Source organism: Rahnella ecdela, from assembly GCF_019049625.1.
Taxonomy (GTDB): Bacteria; Pseudomonadota; Gammaproteobacteria; order Enterobacterales; family Enterobacteriaceae; genus Rahnella; species Rahnella ecdela.
In genome coordinates this window covers 186,388-210,790 of sequence record NZ_JAFMOY010000133.1, presented here as the reverse complement: position 1 = coordinate 210,790, position 24,403 = coordinate 186,388, and the positions used below count along the sequence as shown (strand labels likewise).

Sequence of the window (24,403 nt, the reverse complement as noted above, 5' to 3'; positions counted from 1 at the left end):
ATGGCTGAGCAAAAAGTAAGTAAAATCCAGAAGCTATGGCCAACGCTCAAACGTCTTTTGGGTTACGGCAAACCGTACCGTAAGCCTCTGTCTTACGCTGTTCTGATGTTGTGGATTGCTGCCGCAGCAGAAGTCACCGGCCCGATCCTCATCAGTTTCTTTATCGATCACTATGTGGCGAAGGGCGAAATGCCGTGGGGAAAAGTCAGTTTGCTGGCGCTGAGTTTCATCTTCCTGCAATTTCTGGCTGCAAGCCTGCACTATTTTCAGGCACTCCTGTTTAACCGTGCCGCGGTCGGCGTCGTTCAGCGTTTGCGCACCGACGTCATGGATGCGGCACTGCGTCAGCCTTTGAGCGCCTTTGATACTCAGCCGGTAGGTCAGCTAATTTCGCGTGTTACTAATGACACAGAAGTGATCCGCGACCTTTATGTGACTGTCGTGTCGACAGTGTTGCGCAGCATTGCGCTGATCGGCGCGATGCTGGTGGCGATGTTCAGCCTCGACTGGCGGCTGGCCTCGGTGGCTATCTGCATCTTCCCGGCCGTTTTTGTGGTGATGGGGCTGTACCAGATTTACAGCACGCCGGTCGTTCGTAAAGTGCGTGCCTATCTGGCGGACATCAATGATGGCTTCAACGAAATCATCAACGGGATGAACGTCATTCAGCAATTCCGTCAGCAAAAACGCTTTGGTGAACGCCTGTCCCGCGCCAGTCAGTCGCATTATATGGCCCGTATGCAGACGCTGCGGCTGGAAGGATTTCTGCTTCGCCCGCTGCTGAGCTTATTTTCTTCACTGATTTTATGCGGCCTGTTAATCCTCTTCGGTTTCAGCGCAGAAGGTTCGATCGGGGTGGGGGTTTTGTATGCTTTCATCAACTACCTCGGGCGTCTCAACGAGCCTCTTATTGAGCTGACCTCGCAGCAATCCATTCTCCAGCAGGCTGTCGTGGCGGGTGAACGCATCTTTGATTTAATGGACCGTACTCAGCAGCAATACGGACCGGACGATAAATTGCTGACCAGCGGTGAGATTGATATTCGTGATGTCAGCTTTGCCTATCGCCCGGACAAGTGGGTGCTGGAAAATATTTCCCTACATGTTCCTTCGCGTGGATTTGTCGCACTGGTGGGGCACACCGGCAGTGGCAAAAGTACACTGGCGAATCTCCTGATGGGTTATTACCCGCTGAACAAAGGTGAAATTCGCGTCGATGGCCGTAACCTTGCTGACCTCTCGCACACCAGTCTGCGAAAGGGAATTGCCATGGTTCAGCAAGATCCGGTGGTGCTGGCTGAGTCGGTATTCGCTAACATCACATTAGGTCGCGATATTGATGAAGCGCAGGTCTGGCACGCCCTGGATATTGTGCAGCTTTCTCCGTTAGTGCGGGAAATGCCCGAAGGGCTGAACACGCGTCTGGGGGAGCAGGGCAATAACCTCTCTGTCGGACAGAAGCAATTGTTAGCGATGGCGCGTGTTTTGGTGCAGGCACCGGAAATTCTGATCCTTGACGAGGCAACGGCCAATATCGACTCCGGAACCGAGCAGGCAATTCAGCGCGCTTTACGTGCCATCCGTCAGCAAACGACTCTGGTTGTTATCGCACACCGTCTGTCGACGATTGTGGATGCGGATAATATTTTGGTATTGCATCGTGGGCAGTCCGTTGAGCAGGGTAACCACTTACAGCTGCTGGCAGAAAAAGGCCGGTATTATCAGATGTATCAGTTGCAACTTGCCGGACAGGAACTGGCATCGGCTGAACAGGTAATTCCTTCCCCAGAAAACGCATAATCTTTCAGCTGGCGTAACGAGTCCGCTACGCCAGCACCCTCCTGCGAACCTCTTGCCTTCCCGCTATCACAGCCTGCGCACTGTATTCAGGCACGCAAAAATACCTGTGGTTAAAACCTTGCACTAAAAAGTAGCGATGAGCACTTAAATGGTGCGCGGACTGCTGCGCGCTGTCGGGCGGAACAACTGTGCGCGCGGTCACGATTATTCTGAAAATGCCGTTTTGCGCGGGAATTGCAGGAATCTTTCGCCGCTTTCAACTCTGGCACACCCTTTGCTTTAACCATTGCGTATCGGGCGCGAATCCTCTCGCGGTAAGCCCTTAATTCGAGGAGTGGCACAATGAAGCTGGTTACTGTGGTGATCAAACCTTTTAAGCTGGAAGACGTGCGTGAAGCGCTGTCTGCTGTTGGAATTCAGGGGCTGACCGTAACGGAAGTTAAAGGTTTTGGCCGTCAGAAAGGTCATGCCGAACTTTACCGTGGCGCGGAGTACAGCGTGAACTTCCTTCCAAAAGTAAAAATCGACATTGCTATTGCAGACGATCAGCTTGATGAAGTGATCGACGTGATCAGCAAAGCGGCCTACACCGGCAAGATCGGTGATGGCAAAATTTTCGTTGCTGAATTGCAACGTGTTATCCGTATTCGTACTGGTGAAACCGACGAAGCAGCACTGTAATTTCAGGTTTTTATCTCTCATACCACTCGGTTTGAGATAAATCAGATTAGAAAAAACAGTTTTGAGAAACAGGGGTGGGTTAACAATGAAAAAACTTTTATCCATGATGGGGCTGGGCGCAGTGGCATTACTGCCTTCGCTTGCCATGGCCGCAGCACCAGCAGCCGCAAACGGTGCTGATAACGCCTTTATGATGATTTGTACCGCGCTGGTATTGTTCATGACCGTACCTGGTGTGGCGCTGTTCTACGGCGGTTTGCTGCGCTCTAAAAACGTTTTATCCATGCTGACTCAGGTCATCGTGACCTTCGCGCTGGTCTGCGTTCTGTGGATCCTTTACGGTTACAGCCTGGCATTCAGTGAAGGTAACGCCTTCTTCGGCGGTTTCGGCAACGTCATGATGAAAGGCATCGGCCTGGATTCTGTTACCGGCACCTTCTCTCAGATGATCCACGTTGCGTTCCAGTGTTCATTTGCCTGTATCACCGTGGCGCTTATCGTCGGTGGCATCGCTGAACGTGTGCGTTTCTCTGCGGTGCTGATCTTCACCGTGATCTGGCTGACTTTCTCCTACATTCCGATGGCACATATGGTGTGGGCGGGCGGTTTCCTGGCTGCTGATGGTGCGCTGGACTTTGCGGGCGGTACCGTTGTTCACATCAATGCTGCGATCGCAGGTCTGGTCGGTGCTTACCTGCTGGGCAAACGTGCCGGTTTTGGTAAAGAAGCCTTCAAACCTCACAATCTGCCAATGGTATTCACTGGTGCTGCAATCCTTTACGTTGGCTGGTTCGGCTTTAACGCAGGCTCTGCAAGTGCAGCAAGTTCCATTGCAGCGCTGGCGTTTCTGAACACTGTGATTGCAACTGCTGGCGCAATCCTGTCCTGGACTCTCGTTGAGTGGATGGTTCGCGGCAAGCCTTCTCTGCTGGGCGCAAGCTCCGGTGCTATCGCAGGTCTGGTTGCCATCACTCCGGCTTGTGGTACGGTCGGCGTGGGCGGTGCTTTGATTATCGGTCTGGTCGGCGGTGTGACTGGTCTGTGGGGTGTGGTTACCCTGAAAAAATGGCTGCGTGTTGATGATACCTGTGACGTGTTCGGTGTCCACGGCGTCTGCGGAATCGTGGGCTGCATCCTGACCGGCGTATTCACTTCCAGCTCTCTCGGCGGTGTGGGTTACGCAGAAGGCGTTACTATGGGCCATCAGGTCTGGGTTCAGTTCTTCAGCGTCTGCGTCACGCTGGTGTGGTCTGGTGTTGTGGCCTTTATCGGTTACAAAGTGGCGGACATGATTGTAGGTCTGCGTGTTCCTGAAGAGCAGGAACGTGAAGGTCTGGATGTGAACAGCCACGGCGAAAACGCCTACAACCAGTAATATTCCATTAATTCGAATGTAATACGATTTCAGAGAAAGTAGTGCGCTAACTCTCTTATCGGCAGTACCAAACAATAAAATAATGATGATATGCAAAAGGGGCGATAATGATATCGCCCCTTTTTAATACCAGTTTTTATCGACCAATTACCAGAACGTTTATTCAGGCATTCTCTGGCGGATCACCCCTTCCTGCACCGTTGAAGCAACCAGCACGCCATCACGGGTATAAAACTGTCCGCGTACAAAACCACGGGCGCCCGAAGCCGATGTGCTTTCTACAGCATATAACAGCCAGTCATCCATGCGGAAAGGGCGGTGGAACCACATTGAATGGTCGATGGTCGCGACCTGCATTCCCGGCTCAAGGAACCCGATACCGTGCGGTTGCAGCGCAGTGGGCAGGAAATTGAAATCGGATGCATAACCCAGCAGATATTGGTGAATGCGCAAATCGTCCGGCATTTCGCCATTCGCACGGAACCATACCGCGCGGTGAGGCTCTTCGACGCTTCCCTTCAGCGGGTTATGGAATTTCACCGGGCGCATTTCAATCGGCTTGTGGCCGATGAATTTTTCGCGGAATTTTTCCGGGATCAGGTGCGCCAGATTTTTGGCAATGTCGGATTCAGAAACCAGCGTTTCCGGTGCCGGGACATCTGGCATGGTGTTCTGATGTTCGAAGCCGTCCTCCTGGCTCTGGAACGACGCAGTCATATAAAAAATCGGTTTGCCATGCTGAACGGCTTTTACGCGTCGTGCGCTAAAACTGTTGCCGTCGCGCAGGATTTCCACGTCATAGATGATGGGTTTACTGCTGTCTCCGGGACGCAAAAAGTAGCTGTGAAAAGAGTGAATACCGCGATCGACAGGCACGGTTTGTTTGGCTGCATACAATGCCTGACCGACAACCTGACCACCAAAGACCTGACGTAAACCCAGATCTTCACTTTGACCACGAAACAGCCCTTCTTCAATTTTTTCCAGATCTAACAGATCCAGCAGATTTTTTAATGCCTGACTCATAGTGGCCTCATGAAAGTTACCGGTGATATTGACCCTAGTTGTTCGGGATACCGCAGGCAGGAATGTTCTGAAATACGCCTTCACTGACAGGTCTAACCTGTTAATCATAGTGGATCTTTTGATGGCTCAGAAGTCTTGTTTTACCATCGGGCGGCAAACCCTGGTTTTTTGTGCCATGATTAACGGGTAAGCTGGTTTAAGTCACTAAATTCATCGTCGGCGTTTATTACAGCTTGTCGACAAGCGAATAATAAAAGGGAGTACGATCAATGAAACTTTGGCAGATAGTAGGTGGAACCGCGCTGTCTCTGACTCTTGCCGGATGCGCTCAGCATCACGAGGCACCAGCGCAGCAACCCCCAGTGAATACCGCGGCCAGCCCGGTCACTGAACCTGCGATCACCGGCCCGAATGTATCGGGTAGTGTGTTCATCAATCAGCGTGTGGCGTTGCCGCCAGATGCGGTTCTGACTGTGACCTTGTCTGATGCTTCGGTTGCTGATGCACCATCGCGCGTGATTTCGCAAAAGGTCGCGAGAACTCAGGGTAAACAGGCACCGTTTACCTTTATCCTGCCGTACAACCCGCAGGAGATTGCGCCTAACGCGCGTGTTCTGTTGAGTGCGGCGGTGACCATTAATGGTCAGGTGACGTTTGTTACCGACAGCATCAAAGAAGTCATCAACAATGGTCAGGGCACACGTGCCGACCTGCAACTTGTCCCGGTCGTAGCAGTTCCTGTCGCGACCAAACCGAATGCATTAGGGCCAATGACTAACCCGTCCAATCCGGGTCTGGGCACGGCACCGGCACCGGTAAGTGCAGTTCCGACGCAGTCATCGACTTATTGATCCGTTCATGACGGGCATTGATTCAGGCACCGCTCCGGCGGTGCTTTTTATATGCGCCGGTTACCACTTCCAGCCGTACTTTTCTAAATCCACTTTACCTTTCTTAAAAATAATCCCTTCAGCCAGAAGCGCCTGACGCTGACGCTTAAAGTCCTCTCCTTGCAGGGAAATTTCACCGTGGCGGTTAATCACGCGATGCCAGGGAAGCGTACTGCCCTCAGGTAACTTTTTGAGCACGCCGCCTACCTGACGTGCCGCCCGCGGAGAACCGGCCAGCTGTGCAACGTTGCCATACGTCGTGACCTGACCCGGCGGAATGGCGGCGATTATCTGGAATACGCGCTGGCGAAAGTTATCGGGCTCTGACATGACATCCTCCTCAGTGTTTGGCGAACAGTATGACGCAAAAAATGTCCTTCTGTCCGCCCTGAATCAGGCGTATTGTTTAAGAAAACAACGGTTGTCGGTGGTTAACTTGCTTTTGCCTCGGGCATCACTGATAATGCCCACCGCTTCGATTCTCTCAGGAGAAATGAAGCCGACAACGTCAATGGGGGCCCTGTTGGTTCTCCCGCAACGCTAACTTGTTAACTCGGTCAGGTCCGGAAGGAAGCAGCCATAGCAGGTGTCGTGTGTGCCGGGATGTAGCTGGCAGGGCCTCCACCAATTTCAGACCCTCCCGTTTTACCCATCCCCTTATTTTCGCTGATTTATCGCTCTCTTTTAGCCAAACTGCGCCTATAAAAAAGGGCACGTTCTCCGCGCCCTTTGTTTACTGACCGTTTACCGACTTCCTTTAATGATGAACCAGCGTCGCAAAGTAATACACCAGCGGTATGGCGAGTATATAAAGGCCTAAAGGCACTTCGCGGACCTTTCCTGCCACCACTTTAATGATGATGTAAAACAGCAGTCCCCCGGCGATACCGGTACCGAAACTGTTGGAAATCAGCGTAATCATCACCATCATCAACACCGGCAATGCATCGGTGAAATTCGCCAAATCAACTTTGCGAAGATTACTGAACATATTCAGGCCAATCAGAATAAGCGCAGGTGCCGTCGCTTCTTTCGGGATCATCAGCGCAACCGGCGTGAACAATAACATCAGCAGGAACATCACCGCGGCAGACAGCGCCGTCAGGCCCGTTTTCCCACCCGCTTCTGCGGCTGCTGATGATTCTATCAATGCGGTTGCAGCCGGGATCCCGACAATCGGGCCAAGCGCCGCAGCAATAGAATCCACCATGAACGGGCGGTTAATGTTTTTCATATTGCCTTGTTCGTCAAGCAATCCGGCTTCTCCGCCGACTGCCAGAGTGGTTCCCATCGTCGAGAAGAATTCTGATGCGAAGAAAATGAACAGGAACGGAAGGAAAGCGATATTAATCGCGCCGATCAAATCGACTTTACCAAGCAGTGGTGCCACCGAGTGGGGCAGAGAAATCCATTGGTCAGGCAAATGGGTCACGCCAAACGGAATACCGGCGACGGTCGCCAGTAAAATTGCCCAGAGGATCGCTCCCGGAACTTTGCGGGCCTGTAATCCCACGGCAATGAGTAACCCCAGCAGAGCAATCAGCGCGCCCGGCGCGGTAAAGTCGCCTAACGCCAATGCATGTGTTTTGGCATTGGCCATCACCAGTCCTGCGTTACGAAAACCGAGCAGGGCGGCGAAAATACCAATCGATGCCGTCAGTCCGAGTTTGATGGACTGGGGAACTGAACGGGTGACGACTTCCCGCAGACCAAAAACGGTCATCACGAAGAATAAAATCCCCGACCAGCAGGCAATACCTAATGCGATAGGCCAGGTGATGCCGTCGCCCGCCAGTGTGATGCCGACCAGTACGGAGCCGCCGATGCCGGGGCCGACCATAAACGGCAGATTAGCGTAGAACGCCATCAGCAGTGAGCCCAGTACAAACACCAGAATGACACCGGTTGTCGCCGCGCCTTTATCCATCCCGCTGACGGCCAGCAAACCGGGAATCACCACCAGTAAATACGCGGCGGCGAGGAATCCGGTGATCCCTGCCAGACATTCGGTTTTCACCCGCGTCTGACGCTGGTGCAAATGAAAGCGTCGCTGCAACCAGCTTTCCTGCGTTGAGTTGTTTACGTTTTTCACAGAACTTTCAGACATGCTTAAATTCCCCTGACAATAATTTTTATAATGTTGTGTTTGCTATCATTTTTATTCCGGCATGGCGCCGGGCGTTTCAAATTTCTTCCGGCCAGATTTCCAGAACCGGATCGACAATTTCACGCAATCCGCCGTCAGTAAGGCCTAAATCAGTCAGATGCGGTCCGGCATTACAAGCCAGACACGTGCCCTCAATGGCTTTGAACACGCGGTAAGGCGGTTCCCAGTCGGCTATTTGTGCGCTGAGTTCACGCAGATTTTTAAACTGTGCAGCCAGTTGTTCGGCGGGTAATTCAGAAAGCATTCCAGCAATCGGCATATCGACTTTTGCCAGCAACGTGCCGTTCTGGCTGAGTGCCATTCCTCCGCCGCTGGAAATGAGCTGGTTCGCCGCTACAACCATATCTGCGGGTGAGCGTCCCAGTACCACCAGATTATGGGAATCGTGCGAATAGGATGTGGCTATCGCGCCGCGCAGTTCACCCCAGCCTTCCAGTAAGGCCATTTTAGGCGTGGCATCGTGCCGCCCATGGCGGTGCTGTACCCAAATCAGGCTGAAGCCTTCCGGCAGTTGTACGACGCCGTCTCTGACATCAACGGTCACTTCGCTCCACTGTGTAAAGCGCGCGCCTTTGATATTACGCAGGCGCGCTCTGCCGTTTTTCAGTCCGGCAATTTTCATGCAGAAATCATCCGCAGTCAGGAGGCTGAGGCGCATCGTGTCACGTACCGGTGTCACACCGCTGGCAGCCTCCGGCGTAAAGAGAAGTTTGTTCTCTTTGGCCACGCAGTGTCCGTCTACGTAAACTGCATGCGGACGCAGATTTTCCAGCGAATCAAACGCGATGATATCTGCCGTACGACCCGCCGCAATCAGTCCTAAATCTGAACGTTGCATACGTATGGCGGCGTTGAAAGTCGCCATGCGCAATACATCTTCCGCTCGTAATCCGTATGAAATCAGCAGCTTGACTAACGCAATCAAACCACCTTTTTCCAGCAGGTGATCGGGCGGAACATCATCAGTACACAGTGTAATTTGTGAGGAAAGGTGTGGCAGCGCCTGCAACGCAGCCGCGATATCCGGCAAAAGATAAGGATGAGAGCCGCGGATTTGCAGTGTCAAACCGGCGCGCAGTTTTTCCAGCGCATCTTCAGCAGAAGTCAGTTCGTGATCGGAGGTAACACCAGCCGCCAGATAGGCCTGAAGTTGCTCACCCTTCAGTCCGCGCGCATGGCCTTCGATCAGCTTTCCACTGTTTAAACCGGCCTCAAGAATTTCCAGCATCCGTCCGCTGCCATTAATGACACCGTGCATATCCATAACTTCCGCCACACCAGCAACTTCCGGCCAGCTCAGCATGGTTTGCATTTCCTGACCGCCAAAATCAGCCCCTGACATTTCCAGTCCGGGTGTGGAAGGCACGCTGGAAGGCGCAGCACAAATGACGCGCAGAGGCAGATTACGGCTCGACTGCACCGCATACTGCACGCCGGCGACGCCAAGCACGTTTGCCAGTTCATGCGGGTCCCAGAATACGGTTGTCGTGCCCTGAGCGACGACTATTTCGGCGTATTTTTCCGGTGAAAGGTGTGAACTTTCAATATGCACATGAGTGTCGATAAGTCCCGGTGAAAGAAAGTGACCGGTTAAGTCATCAACATTTTCTGCCTGACGGAATTTTCCATGAGGATGGACGCTGGCAATCATGTTGCCGGTGATCCCGACATCGGCTTCGCGGATCTCCCCCGTCACCATATCGATAACGTTTGCGTTGGTAAGCAGACGGTCGAAGGGAATTTTCCCCAGAGCAGCCTGAACTGCGCGCTGGCGCAGGGGTAACGGAGCAATGTTTTCGGTCATGTCAGTATCCGGATTTACAGAGTGATTGGGCTAATGTAGGGAGAGGGAGTGCCTTTGCACAGATGAATTATTTTATCCGTTTATAAGATGCGGTTATGCTGAGCAAACGTTTTCTATTTTTTGTGGGATCACTGAACATCATGTCTGAACCCTGGCGCCGGTTGCCTGCGCTCTCCCTTAAGCAGATTCAATACTTTGTGACCCTGGCGCAGCTACGCAGTTTCACCGAAACGGCGAACCGTCTGGCGATCAGTCAGCCAGCGTTGAGCAGTGCGCTGCGCCAAATTGAATTAGTGCTGGGAGGAAAATTATTAAACCGAACAGCGCAGGGAGTGAGTCTGACCGAACAGGGGGAAGCGGTCCTGCCTTATGCAGAACGGCTACTGAATACAGCGCATAGCGCCTTCGATGATATGCAGCAAATCATGCAGCAGGGCGGCGATGGAACTTTGCGTATCGGATTAGTCCCTTCAGTCAGTACTTTGTTATTCCCGGCCGTTCCAGAGTTATTATCGGAATATTTCCCTGATATGCGTGTGGAATTCCATGATCTGACCAATGACGCATTATTACTGGAACTTGAGAACGGATCTGTGGATTTTGGTATCGGTGCAACGGACAGTACGGTGCCCGATTCTGTCGCGATATATCCGCTGCTTGAAGACCCTTTCGTCGCGGTAGTTCGCCGTGATGACCCGTTATCAGAAGGGCATAATATTCCGTGGAGACAACTGGTTAAAAGGGATATTGCGTTGTTTTCAAAAGGGAATGTCAGCAGGCTCGTGACTTCATTGATTGAAAGTCACCGACTGAATTTGCGGGTGAGTTATCGCGTAGATTTTCAGGAAACGTTATACGGGTTAGTTCGTTCACGTCTGGCGGTCGCGATATTACCAGAGTTATATACTGCAACACTTAATGATAATGAATTAACGGTGATTCATTTACAGCAACCTACATTAAGCCGTACGGTCGCGATGATGCGTAAGCCAGCGCCATTGCGTTCGCCTAAAACAGAACAATGTTTCCAGTTTCTTTTACAAACATTTCACCGGCAAATCAAAGAGAAAGCAGAAAGAAATATCTGAAGAAATAGTTAAAAATTGCTTAAGTTATTTTGTACGAAATATGAGCGTCAGGCCGAAAGGTATTTCGACCTGACTCTGTCTGTCAGCGTACAAATTTCCAGACTGCTACCGGGATTTTATCGTACAACTTGTTCATCGTCAGCTCTGCTAAACGATGGTCGGCCGCCGAGTAAAACAATTCCAGCTCGTCGTCGGAAAGTTCATACTTATTTTTTTCAATGACACGTTCAAGTGTATCAATAGTGGTGCATTTTCTTAAACGCATCAAATAGTCGATTTTGTTCATCTTAGCCTTTTCATTTTTATCTGATGACTGCATATAAATTATTACTCAAGTCTTCATTAGGGTACAGATGTAGTCCCCTGAGAACATTCTGAATAATCGCTTCTTGGTCTTTTGCCATTGGCGTAAATCAGAATCGTTAATTCCATAATTGCTGAACAGGGTGTAGGTATCATCCAGATACTCTTCAACCAGATCACTTAAATGGGTGTCGTCCGGATACTTAATTTTAAAGCTCATCACAAAGGATGCAATGTGCTCAATCAGTTCGTTGAGCTGCAGGTTAACAGCAGAAGTAGGGTCGTTGACCCAACCGTGGTGACTGTCACCCAGTGTCGCGATGCCTTCATCGTACAGCATTTCATTCAGGTAGCGTAACTGAGCGATATCGTGCCGCTTAGGCGAGTACTCATCCATATCATCCCCTCCGTAATGGTTTATTCGGTGTTGATAACACTCTGTGAGTAAACAACAAAACATGATGGCTTACAGAAAACGGCTCTCACTACTAACGCTAAGAACTGGTAACGCTATGAACTGACTTATACATCATAGACAATCAGTGTCTTTGAGATGAACTTTTTAGGACTTATTTGGAACATATAATTTAAATATAATTCATTTTTTGAAAGCTGCGCAAACGTATTACTCAAACTTACAATTCTTCAGCAGTTGAACCTTTGAACAAATCAATAATATCAAACTCCAGGCCTTCAGGTTTAACATGGAATGTGACACTTTGCGTCGAAAACTCATTGGCATTAATGTCCAGACAACCATTGAAAATCGTCAATCTGTACTGGTAGTCCATCGAATAACAATTTTCGCCGATTGCAGCGATTGACACGATTTGCAAAGAGTTCGGTTCATAACGTGCATTTTCTGAGAAATAAGTTAAATCGCCAATTAATGGTTCTTCAATTTCAGATAAATAACGTTCAATAATCTGCAGCAAATCTGAAGGAGTCAGATTTTCCCCATTAATAGGGTAGGGGATAAATTTTTTCACCGATTTTCGCCTTTTGACTCCATACCTTTCTATTATTGCATACTTTTATCATGATGTGTTTTGAGCAGAGAAAAAAAGTTGCAATGCGAAAAATCATAACTTTCTGATTGTAATGATAATTAGTTTCTATTCATCAAATTTTACCCTTTTCTGACAATTTTGCTTGGCCTGAAGTGTGCATTTGCGACCCGAAAAGGTCATCCGGTAAAAAATCGAAACAGTTCACGTATTGATACCCGTCGCATCATGTGATGTTATATTGTAACGAAACGGAGGGTCTATGACCAAAACGCTCTTTACACTATCTTCGCCAGTGCGCTGTCTCGTCGTGCTGGCTGTGCTCGCTGTCCTATGGGCCGCAATTTACTGGGCAATATCACTACCATGATTTTTGTTAATAATGTTGAAGTGGGTTATGACCGCCGGGCGATAGCTATGCCGATCCGCGGGCAATTTCTTGCCGGTTCACTGACGGCGGTTATCGGGGCTAACGGAGCGGGTAAATCTACTTTCCTTAAAACGCTGGCAGGTCTTCAGCAGTCGGTCACAGGTAATATTACCTTCACCGGAAACAAACGCCCGCGCCTGGCCTATTTGCCGCAACAGGCTGAACTGGATCGCGGTTTTCCGATCAGTGTATTTGATCTGGTTGCGATGGGGTGCTGGCCGCAAAGCGGACTTTTTGGCGGCATAAACCAGCGGTCCGCTACCGCGGTGGCCAAGGCGCTGGAGACGGTAGGGATGACGGAAATGTCGCAATTGCCTGTAGGCTCGCTTTCCGGTGGCCAGCTGCAACGCACTTTATTCGCTCGCTTACTGGTGCAACAGGCGCCTCTGATCATGCTGGATGAACCCTTCACCGGGATTGATACCCAGACAACGGACCTGCTGCTCAAGGTTATTGCGCAGTGGCATCAGGAAGGAAAAACCGTCATTGCGGTTTTGCATGATATCTCAATGGTTGCCCGGCATTTTCCTCATGTGCTGTATCTCAGCGCGCAGCAGAATTTGTGGGGAACGGCGCACGACGTGCTGGGACACTTCCCGCATCAGGCACATGCCTGCATTTCGTCTGAACCTTTTTCTCTCGTGGCGGGAGTCGCCAATTCATGATGCTTTTTCATTTGCTGGCCGATCCCTTTATTGAGTTTGGTTTCATGCGCCGGGCGTTAATTGCCTGCATTGCATTATCCATCAGCGCCACACCTCTTGGCGTTTTCCTGCTATTACGCCGGATGAGTCTGGTAGGCGATGCGCTTTCTCACGCCGTATTACCAGGCGCGGCGATTGGCTATTTGATTTCGGGAATGTCGCTGGTTGCTATGGGGATCGGCGGTTTCATCGCCGGGCTGGCGGTTGCGATGCTTTCCGGGCTGGTGAGCCGCCGGACGCAATTAAAAGAAGATGCCAGTTTCGCCGGTTTCTATCTCGGATCGCTCGCGCTGGGTGTCACGCTGGTTTCACTGCGCGGCTCCAGTGTTGACCTTTTGCATGTGCTGTTCGGCTCTATTCTCGCCATTGATTCCTCCGCCATGATTATGGTCGGCATTATTACCAGCGTGTCATTGCTGGTGCTCGCCTGCATTTATCGCGCTCTGGTCATTGAATCTTTCGATTCACTGTTTTTACGCGTCAGCGCGGGAAAATGGCTGGCGGCGATCCACGGGATTTTTCTGGCGCTGGTGGTTGTGAACCTTGTCGCCGGTTTCCAGATCCTCGGCACGCTGATGTCAGTCGGTTTGATGATGTTACCTGCGGCCAGCGCACGTTTCTGGGCGCGGGATTTACCGCATACCCTGCTCAGCGCCATGATTATTGGTGTGATTTCCAGCGTCGTCGGACTTATCTGGTCTTATTACGCTTCGCTGCCTGCGGGCCCGGCCATCGTACTCAGTGCCACGGTGATCTTCTTTATTTCAGTTTTATTTGGGAAGCGTGGCGGGATGTTAACTGCCTCGCGAACGTAAGCAGTACTTTAATAAGCAGTACAACAATTAAGGGGACATGATGAAAGTATTACCTGTATCACTCGCAGTAGCTGCCCTGCTGTCGAGTCCGCTGGCCATGGCGAAAACCGTGGAAGCGGTAGCCAGTTTTTCCATTCTCGGGGATATCGTTCAGGAAGTGGGTGGCGAACACGTGAAAGTCACGACGTTAGTCGGACCGGACGGTGATCCGCACAGCTTTGAGCCTTCGCCGAAAGACAGCAAAGCGATTAATGCGTCTGATGTCGTATTCGTCAGCGGCTTAGGGCTGGAAGGTTGGATCGATCGTCTGGTGACAGCATCCGGATATAAAGGCCATTTAGTGACCGCATCCGAGGGGGTTAATTCCCGTAAAATGGAAGAAGACGGCAAACAAATCACGGACCCTCACGCCTGGAACAGCATGGCGAACGGCGTTATCTATGCGACCAATGTGATGAATGCGTTGATCAAAGCCGATCCGCAAGATGCTGACTATTTCCGTCAGCGCGGCACGGCCTATATTGAGCAACTGCAAAAACTGGATGCGTGGGCAAAAACGCAATTCACCGGCATTCCTCAGTCAAAACGCAAAGTACTGACCAGTCATGATGCTTTTGGTTATTTTGGTCAGGAATATCACGTCAGCTTTATGGCGCCGGTCGGTTTTTCTACCGAAGCTGAGGCAAGTGCCAGCGGTGTGGCTTCGCTGATTAAGCAGATCAAAGAGGAGAAAGTGAAAACTTACTTCATCGAGAACCAGACTGATCCACGTCTGGTGAAACAGATTGCTGCGGCAAGCGGCGCACAACCTGGCGGTGAGCTGTATCCTGAAGCACTGTCAGGTCCACAGGGTCCGGCCACAACCTATATCAAAGCCTTCAAACATAACGTTGAAACGATTGTTGCCAGTATGAAATAAGATTTACCCTCCTCATGGTTGAGCTGTGGGGAGGGTTTACATCATGTCTTAACATAAGAAAAAGCCCCGTCGGGCAAGCGGCGGGGCTTTTGTTTTTTTAGACAGGCGTAATGGAAAGGCGCGGTTTTAACGTTTCTTCTTTTTGCCCTGGACTGCTTTAAAACGCGGATTACTTTTGCAGATAACATAGATGCGACCTTTACGGCGCACTACGCGACAATCCGGATGACGATTTTTAGCTGAACGTAATGAACTCAGAACCTGCATAACATTTTCCTGATGTTGTTTACTTCTTACCGAGGAAGCTGCCGAAGCGTTGATTGAATCGCGCGGTGCTGCCTTCTTTTGAATACTCTTTTTGCTTACCGGTGTAATACGGATGGGAAGCCGAAGAAACTTCAATCGTGATGTAAGGGTAGGTGGCCCCTTCCAGTTCAATGGTACGGTCTGTCGAGATAGTGGAACCGACCTTGAAGTATTCATCAGCGCTGGTGTCGTGGAAAACCACGGTGCGATATGCAGGATGGATAGTGGGTTTCATAATGCCTCAATTTGTTATGTTATACCATAACAATAATTATGCACCCATCTGTTTTCCGGTTCAAGACTCAGACAAAAAAAAAGGCCGCATAAGCGGCCTTTCGTCAGGGTGAGGATCCGTTACAGCGTCGGATGCTCTGGTTTGTGCGTATGTTCTATATCCTCGTTCTTTTTACCGAAGCGGCGACGAACCACCACGAAGAAGACCGGAACAAAGAAGATCGCCAGCAGTGTCGCCGTGATCATCCCGCCCATTACGCCGGTACCTACGGCGTTCTGAGAACCAGAACCTGCACCGGTGCTGATTACCAGCGGCATTACACCGAGAATAAACGCCAGTGAGGTCATCAGAATCGGACGCAGACGCATACGAACCGCTTCAAGCGTGGATTCGATAAGACCTTTACCTTCTTTGTCCATCAGGTCTTTGGCGAACTCAACAATCAATATGGCGTTCTTCGCGGACAACCCGATGGTGGTCAGCAGGCCTACCTGGAAGTAGACGTCGTTACTGAGGCCGCGCATCGTTGCTGCCAGAAGCGCACCCACAACACCGAGCGGAACCACCAGCATGACCGAGAACGGTATTGACCAGCTTTCATACAATGCTGCCAGACACAGGAATACGACAATCAGGGAGATGGCATACAAGGCCGGAGCCTGGTTCCCTGACAAACGTTCCTGATAGGACAGACCGGTCCAGTCATAGCCGATACCGCTTGGAAGTTTGGAAGCCAGAGATTCCATCATTTCCATAGCAGCACCCGAACTTTTACCCGGAGCTGGCTGACCCAGAATTTCCATTGATGGCAGACCGTTATAACGTTCCAGACGCGGTGAACCGTATTCCCATTTCGCACTGGAGAATGCGGAGAACGGCACCATCTGGCCTGCGCTGCCACGGACATACAAGTTGTTGATGTCTGAAGGCAACATACGGTATTTATTTTCAGCCTGAACGTACACTTTCTTCACGCGACCACGGTCGATGAAGTCGTTGACGTAACTACCACCGATCGAAGCACCCAGAGTGGTGTTGATGTCGGAAATTGAAACGCCAAGTGCCGTTGCTTTTTCCTGATCAATTTCGATTTTGAACTGTGGCGTATCTTCCAGACCGTTTGGACGAACCTGAGTCAGCAAGTCCGGATGTTGAGCGACCATGCCCAGCAACTGGTTACGTGCTTGTGTCAGTTTGTCATGCCCAAGGTTAGCCTGGTCAATCAGCTGGAAGTCGAAGCCTGTCGCCGTACCCAACTCTACAATCGCGGGTAAGTTGAACGGGAACACCAACGCATCTTTAATGGTACTGAATGCGCCCATTGCACGGCCTGCAATCGCAGGAACCTTGTTTTCGGATCCGCTACGTTCAGACCAGTCTTTCAGACTGACGAATGCAATACCGGTGTTCTGACCACGACCAGCGAAGCCAAAGCCGTTAACCGTAAACACGGAGTTCACGTTAGCTTTTTCTTTATTCAGATAGTAATCGGTCACTTCATCGAGCACTTTCTGCGTACGTTCCTGGGTTGCACCTGCTGGCAACTGCGCCATGGTCAGGAATACACCCTGGTCTTCTTCCGGCAGGAAGGAGGTTGGCAGGCGGATAAACAGGAATGCCATGCCGACAACGATCAGCAGATAAATCACCAGATAACGACCGGTGCTGCGCAGAATATTGCCTACGCTGTCGGTGTAGTGGTGTGTGCTTTGGTCGAATTTTTTGTTAAACCAGCCGAAGAAACCTTTCTTCTCGTGATGCTCACCTTTGGCAACCGGCTTAAGCATGGTCGCACAAAGCGCAGGCGTCAGGATCATCGCTACCAGAACCGACAGCACCATGGCAGAAACGATGGTGATGGAGAACTGGCGGTAGATAACACCGGTAGAACCGCCGAAGAAGGCCATCGGGATGAATACTGCGGACAGCACCATCGCGATACCGACCAATGCACCCTGGATCTGCTCCATGGATTTTTTGGTGGCTTCTTTTGGAGGCAGGCCGTCTTCGACCATGACACGTTCAACGTTCTCGACGACGACGATGGCGTCATCGACGAGCAAGCCTATTGCGAGCACCATCCCGAACATCGTCAGGGTGTTTATCGAATAGCCAAACGCTGCCAGGATTGCAAAGGTACCGAGCAAGACCACCGGAACCGCAATGGTCGGGATAAGCGTTGCACGGAAGTTTTGCAGGAACAAGAACATGACCAGGAATACCAGGACGATGGCCTCGAACAGCGTTTTACCTACTTCTTTAATCGAGATTTTTACGAACGGCGTGGTGTCGTATGGGTAAACAACTTCTAAGCCTGCCGGGAAGAATGGCTCAAGTTTAGCCAGCGTAGCTTTTACAGACGCCGCGGTGTTCAGGGCGTTCGCACCGGTTGCCAGTTTGATACCCAAACCTGACGCGGGTTGTCCGTTGAAACGGGCAATAACGTCGTAGTTTTCACCACCCAGTTCGATTTTAGCCACATCTTTCAGGCGAACCTGAGAACCATCCTGATTCACTTTCAGAATGATTTTACCGAATTCATCCGGTGACTTCAGACGAGTCTGCGCCACGATAGAGGAGTTCAGCTGCTGGCCCGGAACCGGTGGAGTACCACCAAGCTGACCGGCTGCAATCTGGTTGTTCTGAACTTTGATGGCATTAATCACATCAACCGGCGTCAGCTGGTAGTTATTCAGTTTGCTCGGGTCCATCCAGATACGCATCGCGTACTGAGCACCGAACAGCTGAACGTCACCAACACCCGCGGTACGACTGATAGGATCCTTAATGTTGGAACCTACGTAGTCGGCGATGTCATCCTGTGTCATTGAACCGTTATTGGAAATAAAGCCCGCGACCATCAGGAAGCTGCTGCTCGATTTCTCAACCGAAATACCCTGTTGCTGAACTTCCTGCGGCAGCAATGGTGTCGCCAGCTGCAGTTTGTTCTGAACCTGTACCTGCGCGATATCCGCGTCAGTACCGGAAGCAAAGGTCAGGGTTATCTGAACAGTACCTGATGAATCACTGGTCGACGACATGTACATCATGTTGTCGATACCGTTCATGTTCTGTTCGATAACCTGGGTGACGGTATCCTGTACGGTCTGCGCATCCGCGCCCGGATAGGTTGCTGTCAGCTGAATCGCTGGCGGTGCAACGGTTGGATACTGTGCGATTGGCAATTTAAGTATCGCCAATCCCCCTGCCAACATGATGATGATCGCAATTACCCATGCAAAAATGGGACGATCTATAAAAAACTTAGCCATGAATTACCGGCTCCTATTAAGACTTCGTCGCTGTAGCGGGTGCTGCTGCGTTTTGATCGACTTCCTGTGCAGTAACCTGTACGCCTGGCTTAATTTTTTGCAGACCTGTTACGATAACTTTATCGCCACTTTTCAGGCCGTCTGTCACAACCCATTTGTCGCCAATCGCCTGCGTGGTGGTCACAGTACGAAGTTCAACTTTGTTGTCTGCACCAATCACCATCGCTGTCGCATCACCACGTGGGTTACGCGTAATACCTTGCTGAGGAACCAGCAGAGCGTTGTCGTTTACACCTTCATCCAGACGCGCGCGCACAAACATGCCTGGCAACAAAGCGTCATTCGGGTTAGGGAAGATGGCACGCAAAGTAATGGAACCGGTAGTTTCATCAACAGTCACATCAGAGAATTCTAATGTACCCGGCTGGGAATATTCTTTACCGTTATCCATCAGCAACTTGACCTGTGCTTTTCCGTCAACTTGTTTCATGGAGCCGTCAGCCAGTTCCTGCTTCAGACGCAGGAAATCGTTGCTCGACTGAGTGACATCAACATAGATAGGATCGAGTTGTTGCACAGTCGCCAGCGCAGTGGTCTGACCGTTAGAAACCAGTGCACCTTCAGTCACAGAAGATTTACCGATACGTCCGCTGATAGGGGAGGTGACTTTGGTATAAGCGAGATTGATACGTGCGGTTTCAACTGCGGCTTTCGCACTCACAACGGCTGCATCAGCCTGAGCTGCCGTGGCTACAGCGGTATCGTAATCTTGCTTACTGATGTAGTTAGTGCCGAGCAATGGCTTGTAACGGGTGACGGTGAGGCGTGAAATTTGTGCGTTAGCCTGAGCTTTTACCAGGTCGCCTTTAGCGCTGTCATACGCGGCCTGATAAGTGGCTGGATCAATCTGATATAAAGAGGTCCCGGCTTTAATGTCGCTGCCTTCAACGAAATTGCGTTTTAAAATGATACCGCCAACCTGAGGACGTACTTCAGCAATGCGAAAAGCAGCAGTACGACCAGGAAGTTCGGTAGTCACATTTAACGGTGCAGTTTTGAGAGTAACGACGCCAACCTGCGGAGCATGAGGTGCACCTTGTTGAGCTTCTTTATCGTTACATCCTGTAAGTGCTAAGCTTCCGGATAGCATCAGAACTACCGCCAGAGGCGTTAACCCTCTGTTTTTGTTCATAAATAAACCTCAAGTGTCCGATTTCAAATTGTCCAATGGATCACAACATTCCAAATCCATTGCTGCGCTTTTAGTATGTGCGTGCTATGTTACATACATTCAAGAATGTATGTAAATCAAACTCCCCTTAAAGATAAACCTATGGCACGAAAAACCAAATCACAGGCGCTGGAAACCAGACAACAGATTCTGGATGCTGCTGTGCGTGAGTTTTCTGCCCGTGGGGTATCGTCGACATCACTGACTGATATTGCGAATGCAGCCGGTGTGACTCGGGGCGCAATTTATTGGCATTTCAGGAACAAAGTGGAACTGTTTAACGCGATCTGGGAAGCCTATGAATCCCGGATAAAAGTGCTCGAAGTAGAGTATCAGACAAAGTTTCCGAATAATCCACTGCGTATTTTACGCGAAATCCTTATTTACATACTGGTCGCCACCGTGACTGATACCCAGCGTAAGGCATTGATGGAAATTATATTCCATAAATGTGAATTTGTTGGGGAGATGACATCAGTTCATGAAGCCCGCAAAGCGCTCTATATGGAAGGGTACGGTAAAATCGAGCGTATTCTTGTTCGCTGTATAGAAGAAAAGCAGCTCCCGGTTGATCTTGATACCCGCCAGGCGGCCATTGTTCTTCGTGCTTATCTTACCGGACTGATGGAAAACTGGCTGTTTATCCCTGAAAGCTTTGATTTAGAAGGAAATGCTGGCAGGTTTGTGGATACGTATATTGATATGCTGCGTCATTCCGCGTATCTCGCCACTGTAAAATAACGCCTTAATACTTTCCCGCTAATTAATAAGCCTGCAAATATTTACCGCTGCCTGATGATTTAATCAACATCGGATGTTGTATTCAGATACGCTTTTCTCCTTCCTTTCACCGGGAACGCTGCTATTGTCATCTTCATATTATTCATTTAGTAAATGAGCTGAAGCTGACGTATGTTTATCCGGTATTTTGCCGCCTCTTCTGACGTAATTCCAACCATGAAAAGAAATGGGATTTCGCATTTTTTTACGTTTTTGGTGTGTCTCGCACTGTTCGTTTTTTCCGTTCCCGGACATGCGGCTTCCAGTGACGTACCTACCCGTAATGAAGTTCAGAACCAGCTCGATGCGCTGAATCGCCAGAAAAACCTGACGCCGGTCGATAAGCTGTCCCAGCAGGATTTGATCCACACGCTGGAGTATCTTGATGCGCTGGACAGGGTGAAGCAAGACGCCAGCCAGTTGCAAAAACAAGTGGCTGAAGCGCCGCAAAAATTACGGGTGGCGATTGACGGTCTGGATCAGCTCAAAAACAATCCCAAAGATGATGCCGACAAAGCGCAACTCTCGGCACTTTCTTTGCGTCAGCTGGAAAACCGTCTTAACGATACCCTCGACGATTTGCAGTCTTCGCAGGAAGATTTATCGACTTTCAACACTCAGCTGATTTCGTTGCAAACCCAGCCTGAGCGCGTGCAGAACGCAATGTACACCTATTCGCTGGCGATTCAGAAGATCCGAAATCAGCTTAACGGCATGTCGCCCGGTCAGCAGGATTTACGTAACACGCAACAGAACATGCTGGTTACGCAGCAAGCTTTGCTGAATGCGCAAATCGACCTGCAACGTAAAAGCCTTGAAGCCAATACGAATTTGCAGGATTTACTGCAAAAACAACGCGATTACACCAACGCCCATATCAGTCAGCTTGAACACACCGCGCAATTATTGCAGGAAGTGGTCAACGGAAAACGACTGATTTTGTCCGAGAGGACAGCGAAAGAAGCACAAACGCCGGACGACACCTCGAATATCCAAAATGACCCGCTGGTGGCTCAGGAACTGGGGATTAACCGTAAACTCAGCGAACGCCTGATTGCTGCAACTGAAGAAGGTAACCAGCTGGTTCAGAAAAACATCACAGTCAAAAACTGGCTGGATCGCTCTGCGCAGGCGGAACATGACCTGAAAGAGCAAATCACTGTGCTAAAAGGCAGTTTATTACTGTCACGTATTCTGTATCAGCAACAGCAAAACACCACGCCGCCTTCAGGTCTGGTCACGGACATGAGTACGCGCATTGCGGATTTACGCCTTGAACAATTCACCATCAACCAGCAGCGCGATGCGCTGTTCCAGGGCGACAGTTACATTCAGGGCGTGGTGGGGAACAGCAAAGAAACGATTAATGCGGATATCAGTGATGCGCTGGATCAGATTGTTGATATGCGCCGCGAACTGCTTGATCAGCTGAATAAACAGCTGGGCAATCAGCTGTCACTGGCCATCAATTTGCAGATTAACCAGCAGCAATTGCTGAGCATCAACCAGTCGCTGACAGAAACGCTGACTCAGCAAATTTTCTGGGTCAGCAGTAACAAACCGATGAACTGGGAATTCATTAAGTCATTGCCGGATGATGTAAAAAATCAGCTCAGCAGTCTGAGCCTGAATATTCCGCCAGGTGAATTAATGATGGGCGCAATACATTCATTGCCGGTCACCATTCCTTTGCTTGTCGCGATTTTGCTGCTGCTTTGGCGGCGGAAATACATTAATCAGCGCATTGAAAAACTCACCAGTGATGTCGGGCAGCTCAAGCGTGATAGCCAGCTGCACACGCCGCAGGCACTGTTATTAATGGCTCTGAACGTTTTACCGGGTGTGTTGCTCATGCTGGGTGTCGGCTACTGGCTCTCGCAGTGTGATATCGAACCGAGTGACTTTTTATGGACGCTGGCGCAGCGGCTGGCCGTTTTCCAGCTGGTCATGGGCTTCTGTTATCGCATTCTTAAACCGGGCGGGATAAATGAGCGGCACTTCAATACGCCTGCGGCTACCTGTGCGCATTATCGTCGTTCCGTTATCCGCCTGAGTCTGGTGATGTTGCCGCTGATTTTCTGGTCGGTGCGTGGTGAAAAAGCCCCGCTTGGCTTAGTCGATGACATCATAGGGCAGGTGGTGATTTTCCTGACGCTGCTGGCGCTGACGGTTCTGGTCTTCCCGATTGCCCGGGATGGCTGGCGTGAAAAAGATTCTCACAGCATTCGCCTGGTGGTGGTCACTGCGATTGCGCTGGCGCCTGCTTTTTTGGTCGGACTGGTGGTCACCGGCTATTTTTACACCACGTTGCGTCTTGCGGGGCGCTGGATTGACAGCCTTTATCTGCTGATTTTCTGGAACATTATTTATCTCACGGCGCTGCGGGGATTAAGCGTTGCAGCACGGCGTCTGGCTTATCGTCGTGCGCTGGCTCGCCGTCAGACAAATGCGGCAAAAGAGGGCGCAGAGGGCAATGAGCCAGTTGAAGAGCCGCAAATCGGATTAGATCAGATTAACCAGCAGTCGCTGCGTCTGACCACCATGGGGCTGTTCTTTATCTTCGCGACGGTGTTTTACTGGATTTGGTCGGACTTGCTGACGGTGATTTCTTATCTCGACAGCATTTCACTCTGGCATTATTCCAACACCGTGGCGGGTGCGGTCACTCAGCAAACCGTGACGCTGGGCAATATGCTGCTCGGTTTCCTGGCGGTGATTGTCGCGTATGTTCTGACACGAAACCTGCCGGGCCTGCTTGAAGTGGTTGTGCTCTCACGGCTGCAATTGCGGCAGGGGACGTCCTACGCCATTACTACCATCCTGACGTATTCGATTACGGTGATAGGCGCCATCACGGCGCTCGGTTCGCTAGGGGTTTCTTGGGATAAATTGCAATGGCTGGTGGCGGCGCTGTCGGTCGGGCTGGGCTTTGGTTTGCAGGAGATCTTTGCGAACTTTGTTTCGGGTCTGATTATCCTTTTCGAACGTCCGGTACGTATTGGCGACACCGTAACCATCGGCACGTTTTCAGGCACGGTCAGTCGTATTCGTATCCGTGCGACGACCATTATCGATTTTGACCGCAAAGAAGTGATCATCCCGAACAAAGCCTTTGTGACGGAGCGTCTGATCAACTGGTCGCTGAGCGATACCGTGACGCGTGTTCTGATCAAAATTGGCGTGGCGTACGGTTCAGATTTAGAGAAAGTGAAAGAGATCTTGTTGCAGGCGGCGCATGAAAACGCCCGCGTGATGAGTGACCCCGCACCGCTGGTCTTCTTCCTGAATTTCGGCGCCAGCACGCTGGATCACGAACTGCGGGTCTATGTGCGTGAGCTCGGTGACCGCAGTTATACCGTCGATGAACTGAACCGCAGTATTGAAAAACTCTGCCGTGAAAACGACATCAATATCGCCTTCAATCAGCTGGAAGTGTATCTGCATAATCAGGATGGCAGCGAGGTTCAGGAAGTTAAGCGCGTGATGAGACAACCGGGTGATGATCCGGATGCCTTGCCTCAGGGCTGAAGATCATCTGGCAATTCAGGGGAATGCGAAAGCTCCCCTGAT

Annotated in this window: 21 protein-coding genes and 1 other RNA gene; 11 read left to right on the top strand and 11 right to left on the bottom strand. The window is 50.6% G+C overall.

All coding sequences use genetic code 11. The features are described 5' to 3' along the window. From J1784_RS24310 to amtB, 3 genes are all read left to right on the top strand, one after another. A complete protein-coding gene (locus J1784_RS24310; protein ID WP_217151317.1) occupies window positions 1-1,800 on the top strand; it encodes a SmdB family multidrug efflux ABC transporter permease/ATP-binding protein in 1,800 nt (599 codons plus the stop codon). 342 nt (window positions 1,801-2,142) lie between these two features. Beyond that, window positions 2,143-2,481, top strand: coding sequence for a P-II family nitrogen regulator (gene glnK / locus J1784_RS24305; protein WP_009639071.1), 339 nt, complete (start codon window positions 2,143-2,145; stop codon window positions 2,479-2,481). Between the two features lie 85 nt (window positions 2,482-2,566). Beyond that, a complete protein-coding gene (gene amtB / locus J1784_RS24300; RefSeq protein WP_120506414.1) occupies window positions 2,567-3,856 on the top strand; it encodes an ammonium transporter AmtB in 1,290 nt (429 codons plus the stop codon). Between the two features lie 159 nt (window positions 3,857-4,015). Here the strand turns inward: amtB and tesB are convergent, their stop codons facing one another. Then, on the bottom strand, window positions 4,016-4,882 hold the full coding sequence (gene tesB, locus J1784_RS24295; protein ID WP_217151316.1) for an acyl-CoA thioesterase II: 867 nt from the start codon (window positions 4,880-4,882) through the stop codon (window positions 4,016-4,018). A gap of 269 nt (window positions 4,883-5,151) precedes the next feature. On the opposite strand from tesB, the gene J1784_RS24290 reads away from it, so the two are divergent. After that, window positions 5,152-5,733 carry a YbaY family lipoprotein gene (locus J1784_RS24290; RefSeq protein ID WP_217151315.1) on the top strand — a complete coding sequence of 194 codons (582 nt, stop codon included), beginning with the start codon at window positions 5,152-5,154 and terminating at the stop codon, window positions 5,731-5,733. 60 nt (window positions 5,734-5,793) lie between these two features. Here J1784_RS24290 and J1784_RS24285 read toward each other — a convergent pair whose 3' ends face one another. After that, window positions 5,794-6,102, bottom strand: coding sequence for an MGMT family protein (locus J1784_RS24285; protein ID WP_112287521.1), 309 nt, complete (start codon window positions 6,100-6,102; stop codon window positions 5,794-5,796). Window positions 6,103-6,293: 191 nt separating this feature from the next. Here J1784_RS24285 and ffs point away from each other — a divergent pair. Next, an RNA gene (gene ffs / locus J1784_RS24280) (signal recognition particle sRNA small type) lies at window positions 6,294-6,390 on the top strand. A gap of 139 nt (window positions 6,391-6,529) precedes the next feature. Here the strand turns inward: ffs and J1784_RS24275 are convergent. Together J1784_RS24275 and J1784_RS24270 are read right to left on the bottom strand one after the other, a co-directional pair. Continuing rightward, window positions 6,530-7,879 (bottom strand): NCS2 family permease, encoded by a 1,350-nt coding sequence (locus tag J1784_RS24275; RefSeq protein WP_217151314.1) that lies wholly within the window; start codon window positions 7,877-7,879, stop codon window positions 6,530-6,532. 76 nt (window positions 7,880-7,955) lie between these two features. Next, window positions 7,956-9,743, bottom strand: a complete 1,788-nt coding sequence (locus J1784_RS24270; RefSeq protein WP_217151313.1) for an adenine deaminase — start codon at window positions 9,741-9,743, stop codon at window positions 7,956-7,958. 137 nt (window positions 9,744-9,880) lie between these two features. Between J1784_RS24270 and J1784_RS24265 the strand changes: the two genes are divergently transcribed. Next, the gene (locus J1784_RS24265) at window positions 9,881-10,831 is read left to right on the top strand and encodes a LysR family transcriptional regulator (protein ID WP_338019946.1); all 951 of its coding nucleotides are present in this window, start codon (window positions 9,881-9,883) and stop codon (window positions 10,829-10,831) included. Window positions 10,832-10,913: 82 nt separating this feature from the next. Here the strand turns inward: J1784_RS24265 and J1784_RS24260 are convergent, their stop codons facing one another. The 3 genes from J1784_RS24260 to J1784_RS24250 form a co-directional block, all read right to left on the bottom strand. Next, window positions 10,914-11,117: an HHA domain-containing protein gene (locus tag J1784_RS24260; RefSeq protein WP_056771138.1), complete on the bottom strand. Its 204-nt coding sequence runs from the start codon at window positions 11,115-11,117 to the stop codon at window positions 10,914-10,916. Window positions 11,118-11,162: 45 nt separating this feature from the next. Next, window positions 11,163-11,531, bottom strand: a complete 369-nt coding sequence (tomB, locus tag J1784_RS24255; protein ID WP_104923047.1) for an Hha toxicity modulator TomB — start codon at window positions 11,529-11,531, stop codon at window positions 11,163-11,165. Window positions 11,532-11,769: 238 nt separating this feature from the next. Next, window positions 11,770-12,123 carry a hypothetical protein gene (locus J1784_RS24250; protein WP_217151312.1) on the bottom strand — a complete coding sequence of 118 codons (354 nt, stop codon included), beginning with the start codon at window positions 12,121-12,123 and terminating at the stop codon, window positions 11,770-11,772. Window positions 12,124-12,474: 351 nt separating this feature from the next. Here J1784_RS24250 and J1784_RS24245 point away from each other — a divergent pair, with 351 nt between their 5' ends. From J1784_RS24245 to J1784_RS24235, 3 genes are read left to right on the top strand one after another with little or no spacing between them, the layout of a single operon-like run. Next, complete coding sequence (locus J1784_RS24245) at window positions 12,475-13,236, top strand: metal ABC transporter ATP-binding protein (protein ID WP_217151311.1); 762 nt, start codon at window positions 12,475-12,477, stop codon at window positions 13,234-13,236. Next, window positions 13,233-14,090 (top strand): metal ABC transporter permease, encoded by an 858-nt coding sequence (locus tag J1784_RS24240; RefSeq protein WP_217151310.1) that lies wholly within the window; start codon window positions 13,233-13,235, stop codon window positions 14,088-14,090. The genes J1784_RS24245 and J1784_RS24240 overlap by 4 nt, the downstream gene beginning before the upstream one ends. A 40-nt stretch (window positions 14,091-14,130) precedes the next feature. After that, complete coding sequence (locus J1784_RS24235; RefSeq protein WP_217151309.1) at window positions 14,131-15,009, top strand: metal ABC transporter substrate-binding protein; 879 nt, start codon at window positions 14,131-14,133, stop codon at window positions 15,007-15,009. Window positions 15,010-15,135: 126 nt separating this feature from the next. Here the strand turns inward: J1784_RS24235 and ykgO are convergent, their stop codons facing one another. The 4 genes from ykgO to J1784_RS24215 form a co-directional block, all read right to left on the bottom strand. After that, window positions 15,136-15,276: a type B 50S ribosomal protein L36 gene (gene ykgO, locus J1784_RS24230; RefSeq protein ID WP_095924976.1), complete on the bottom strand. Its 141-nt coding sequence runs from the start codon at window positions 15,274-15,276 to the stop codon at window positions 15,136-15,138. 19 nt (window positions 15,277-15,295) lie between these two features. Then, window positions 15,296-15,550 (bottom strand): type B 50S ribosomal protein L31, encoded by a 255-nt coding sequence (locus tag J1784_RS24225; RefSeq protein WP_120506405.1) that lies wholly within the window; start codon window positions 15,548-15,550, stop codon window positions 15,296-15,298. 119 nt (window positions 15,551-15,669) lie between these two features. Beyond that, window positions 15,670-18,822 carry a multidrug efflux RND transporter permease subunit AcrB gene (gene acrB, locus J1784_RS24220; protein ID WP_217151308.1) on the bottom strand — a complete coding sequence of 1,051 codons (3,153 nt, stop codon included), beginning with the start codon at window positions 18,820-18,822 and terminating at the stop codon, window positions 15,670-15,672. Window positions 18,823-18,838: 16 nt separating this feature from the next. Then, a complete protein-coding gene (locus tag J1784_RS24215; RefSeq protein WP_217151307.1) occupies window positions 18,839-20,014 on the bottom strand; it encodes an efflux RND transporter periplasmic adaptor subunit in 1,176 nt (391 codons plus the stop codon). A gap of 141 nt (window positions 20,015-20,155) precedes the next feature. On the opposite strand from J1784_RS24215, the gene acrR reads away from it, so the two are divergent. Then, window positions 20,156-20,794, top strand: a complete 639-nt coding sequence (gene acrR, locus J1784_RS24210) for a multidrug efflux transporter transcriptional repressor AcrR (RefSeq protein WP_217151306.1) — start codon at window positions 20,156-20,158, stop codon at window positions 20,792-20,794. Window positions 20,795-21,010: 216 nt separating this feature from the next. Continuing rightward, the gene (gene mscK / locus J1784_RS24205; protein WP_420804001.1) at window positions 21,011-24,361 is read left to right on the top strand and encodes a mechanosensitive channel MscK; all 3,351 of its coding nucleotides are present in this window, start codon (window positions 21,011-21,013) and stop codon (window positions 24,359-24,361) included. Window positions 24,362-24,403: the final 42 nt, after the last annotated feature.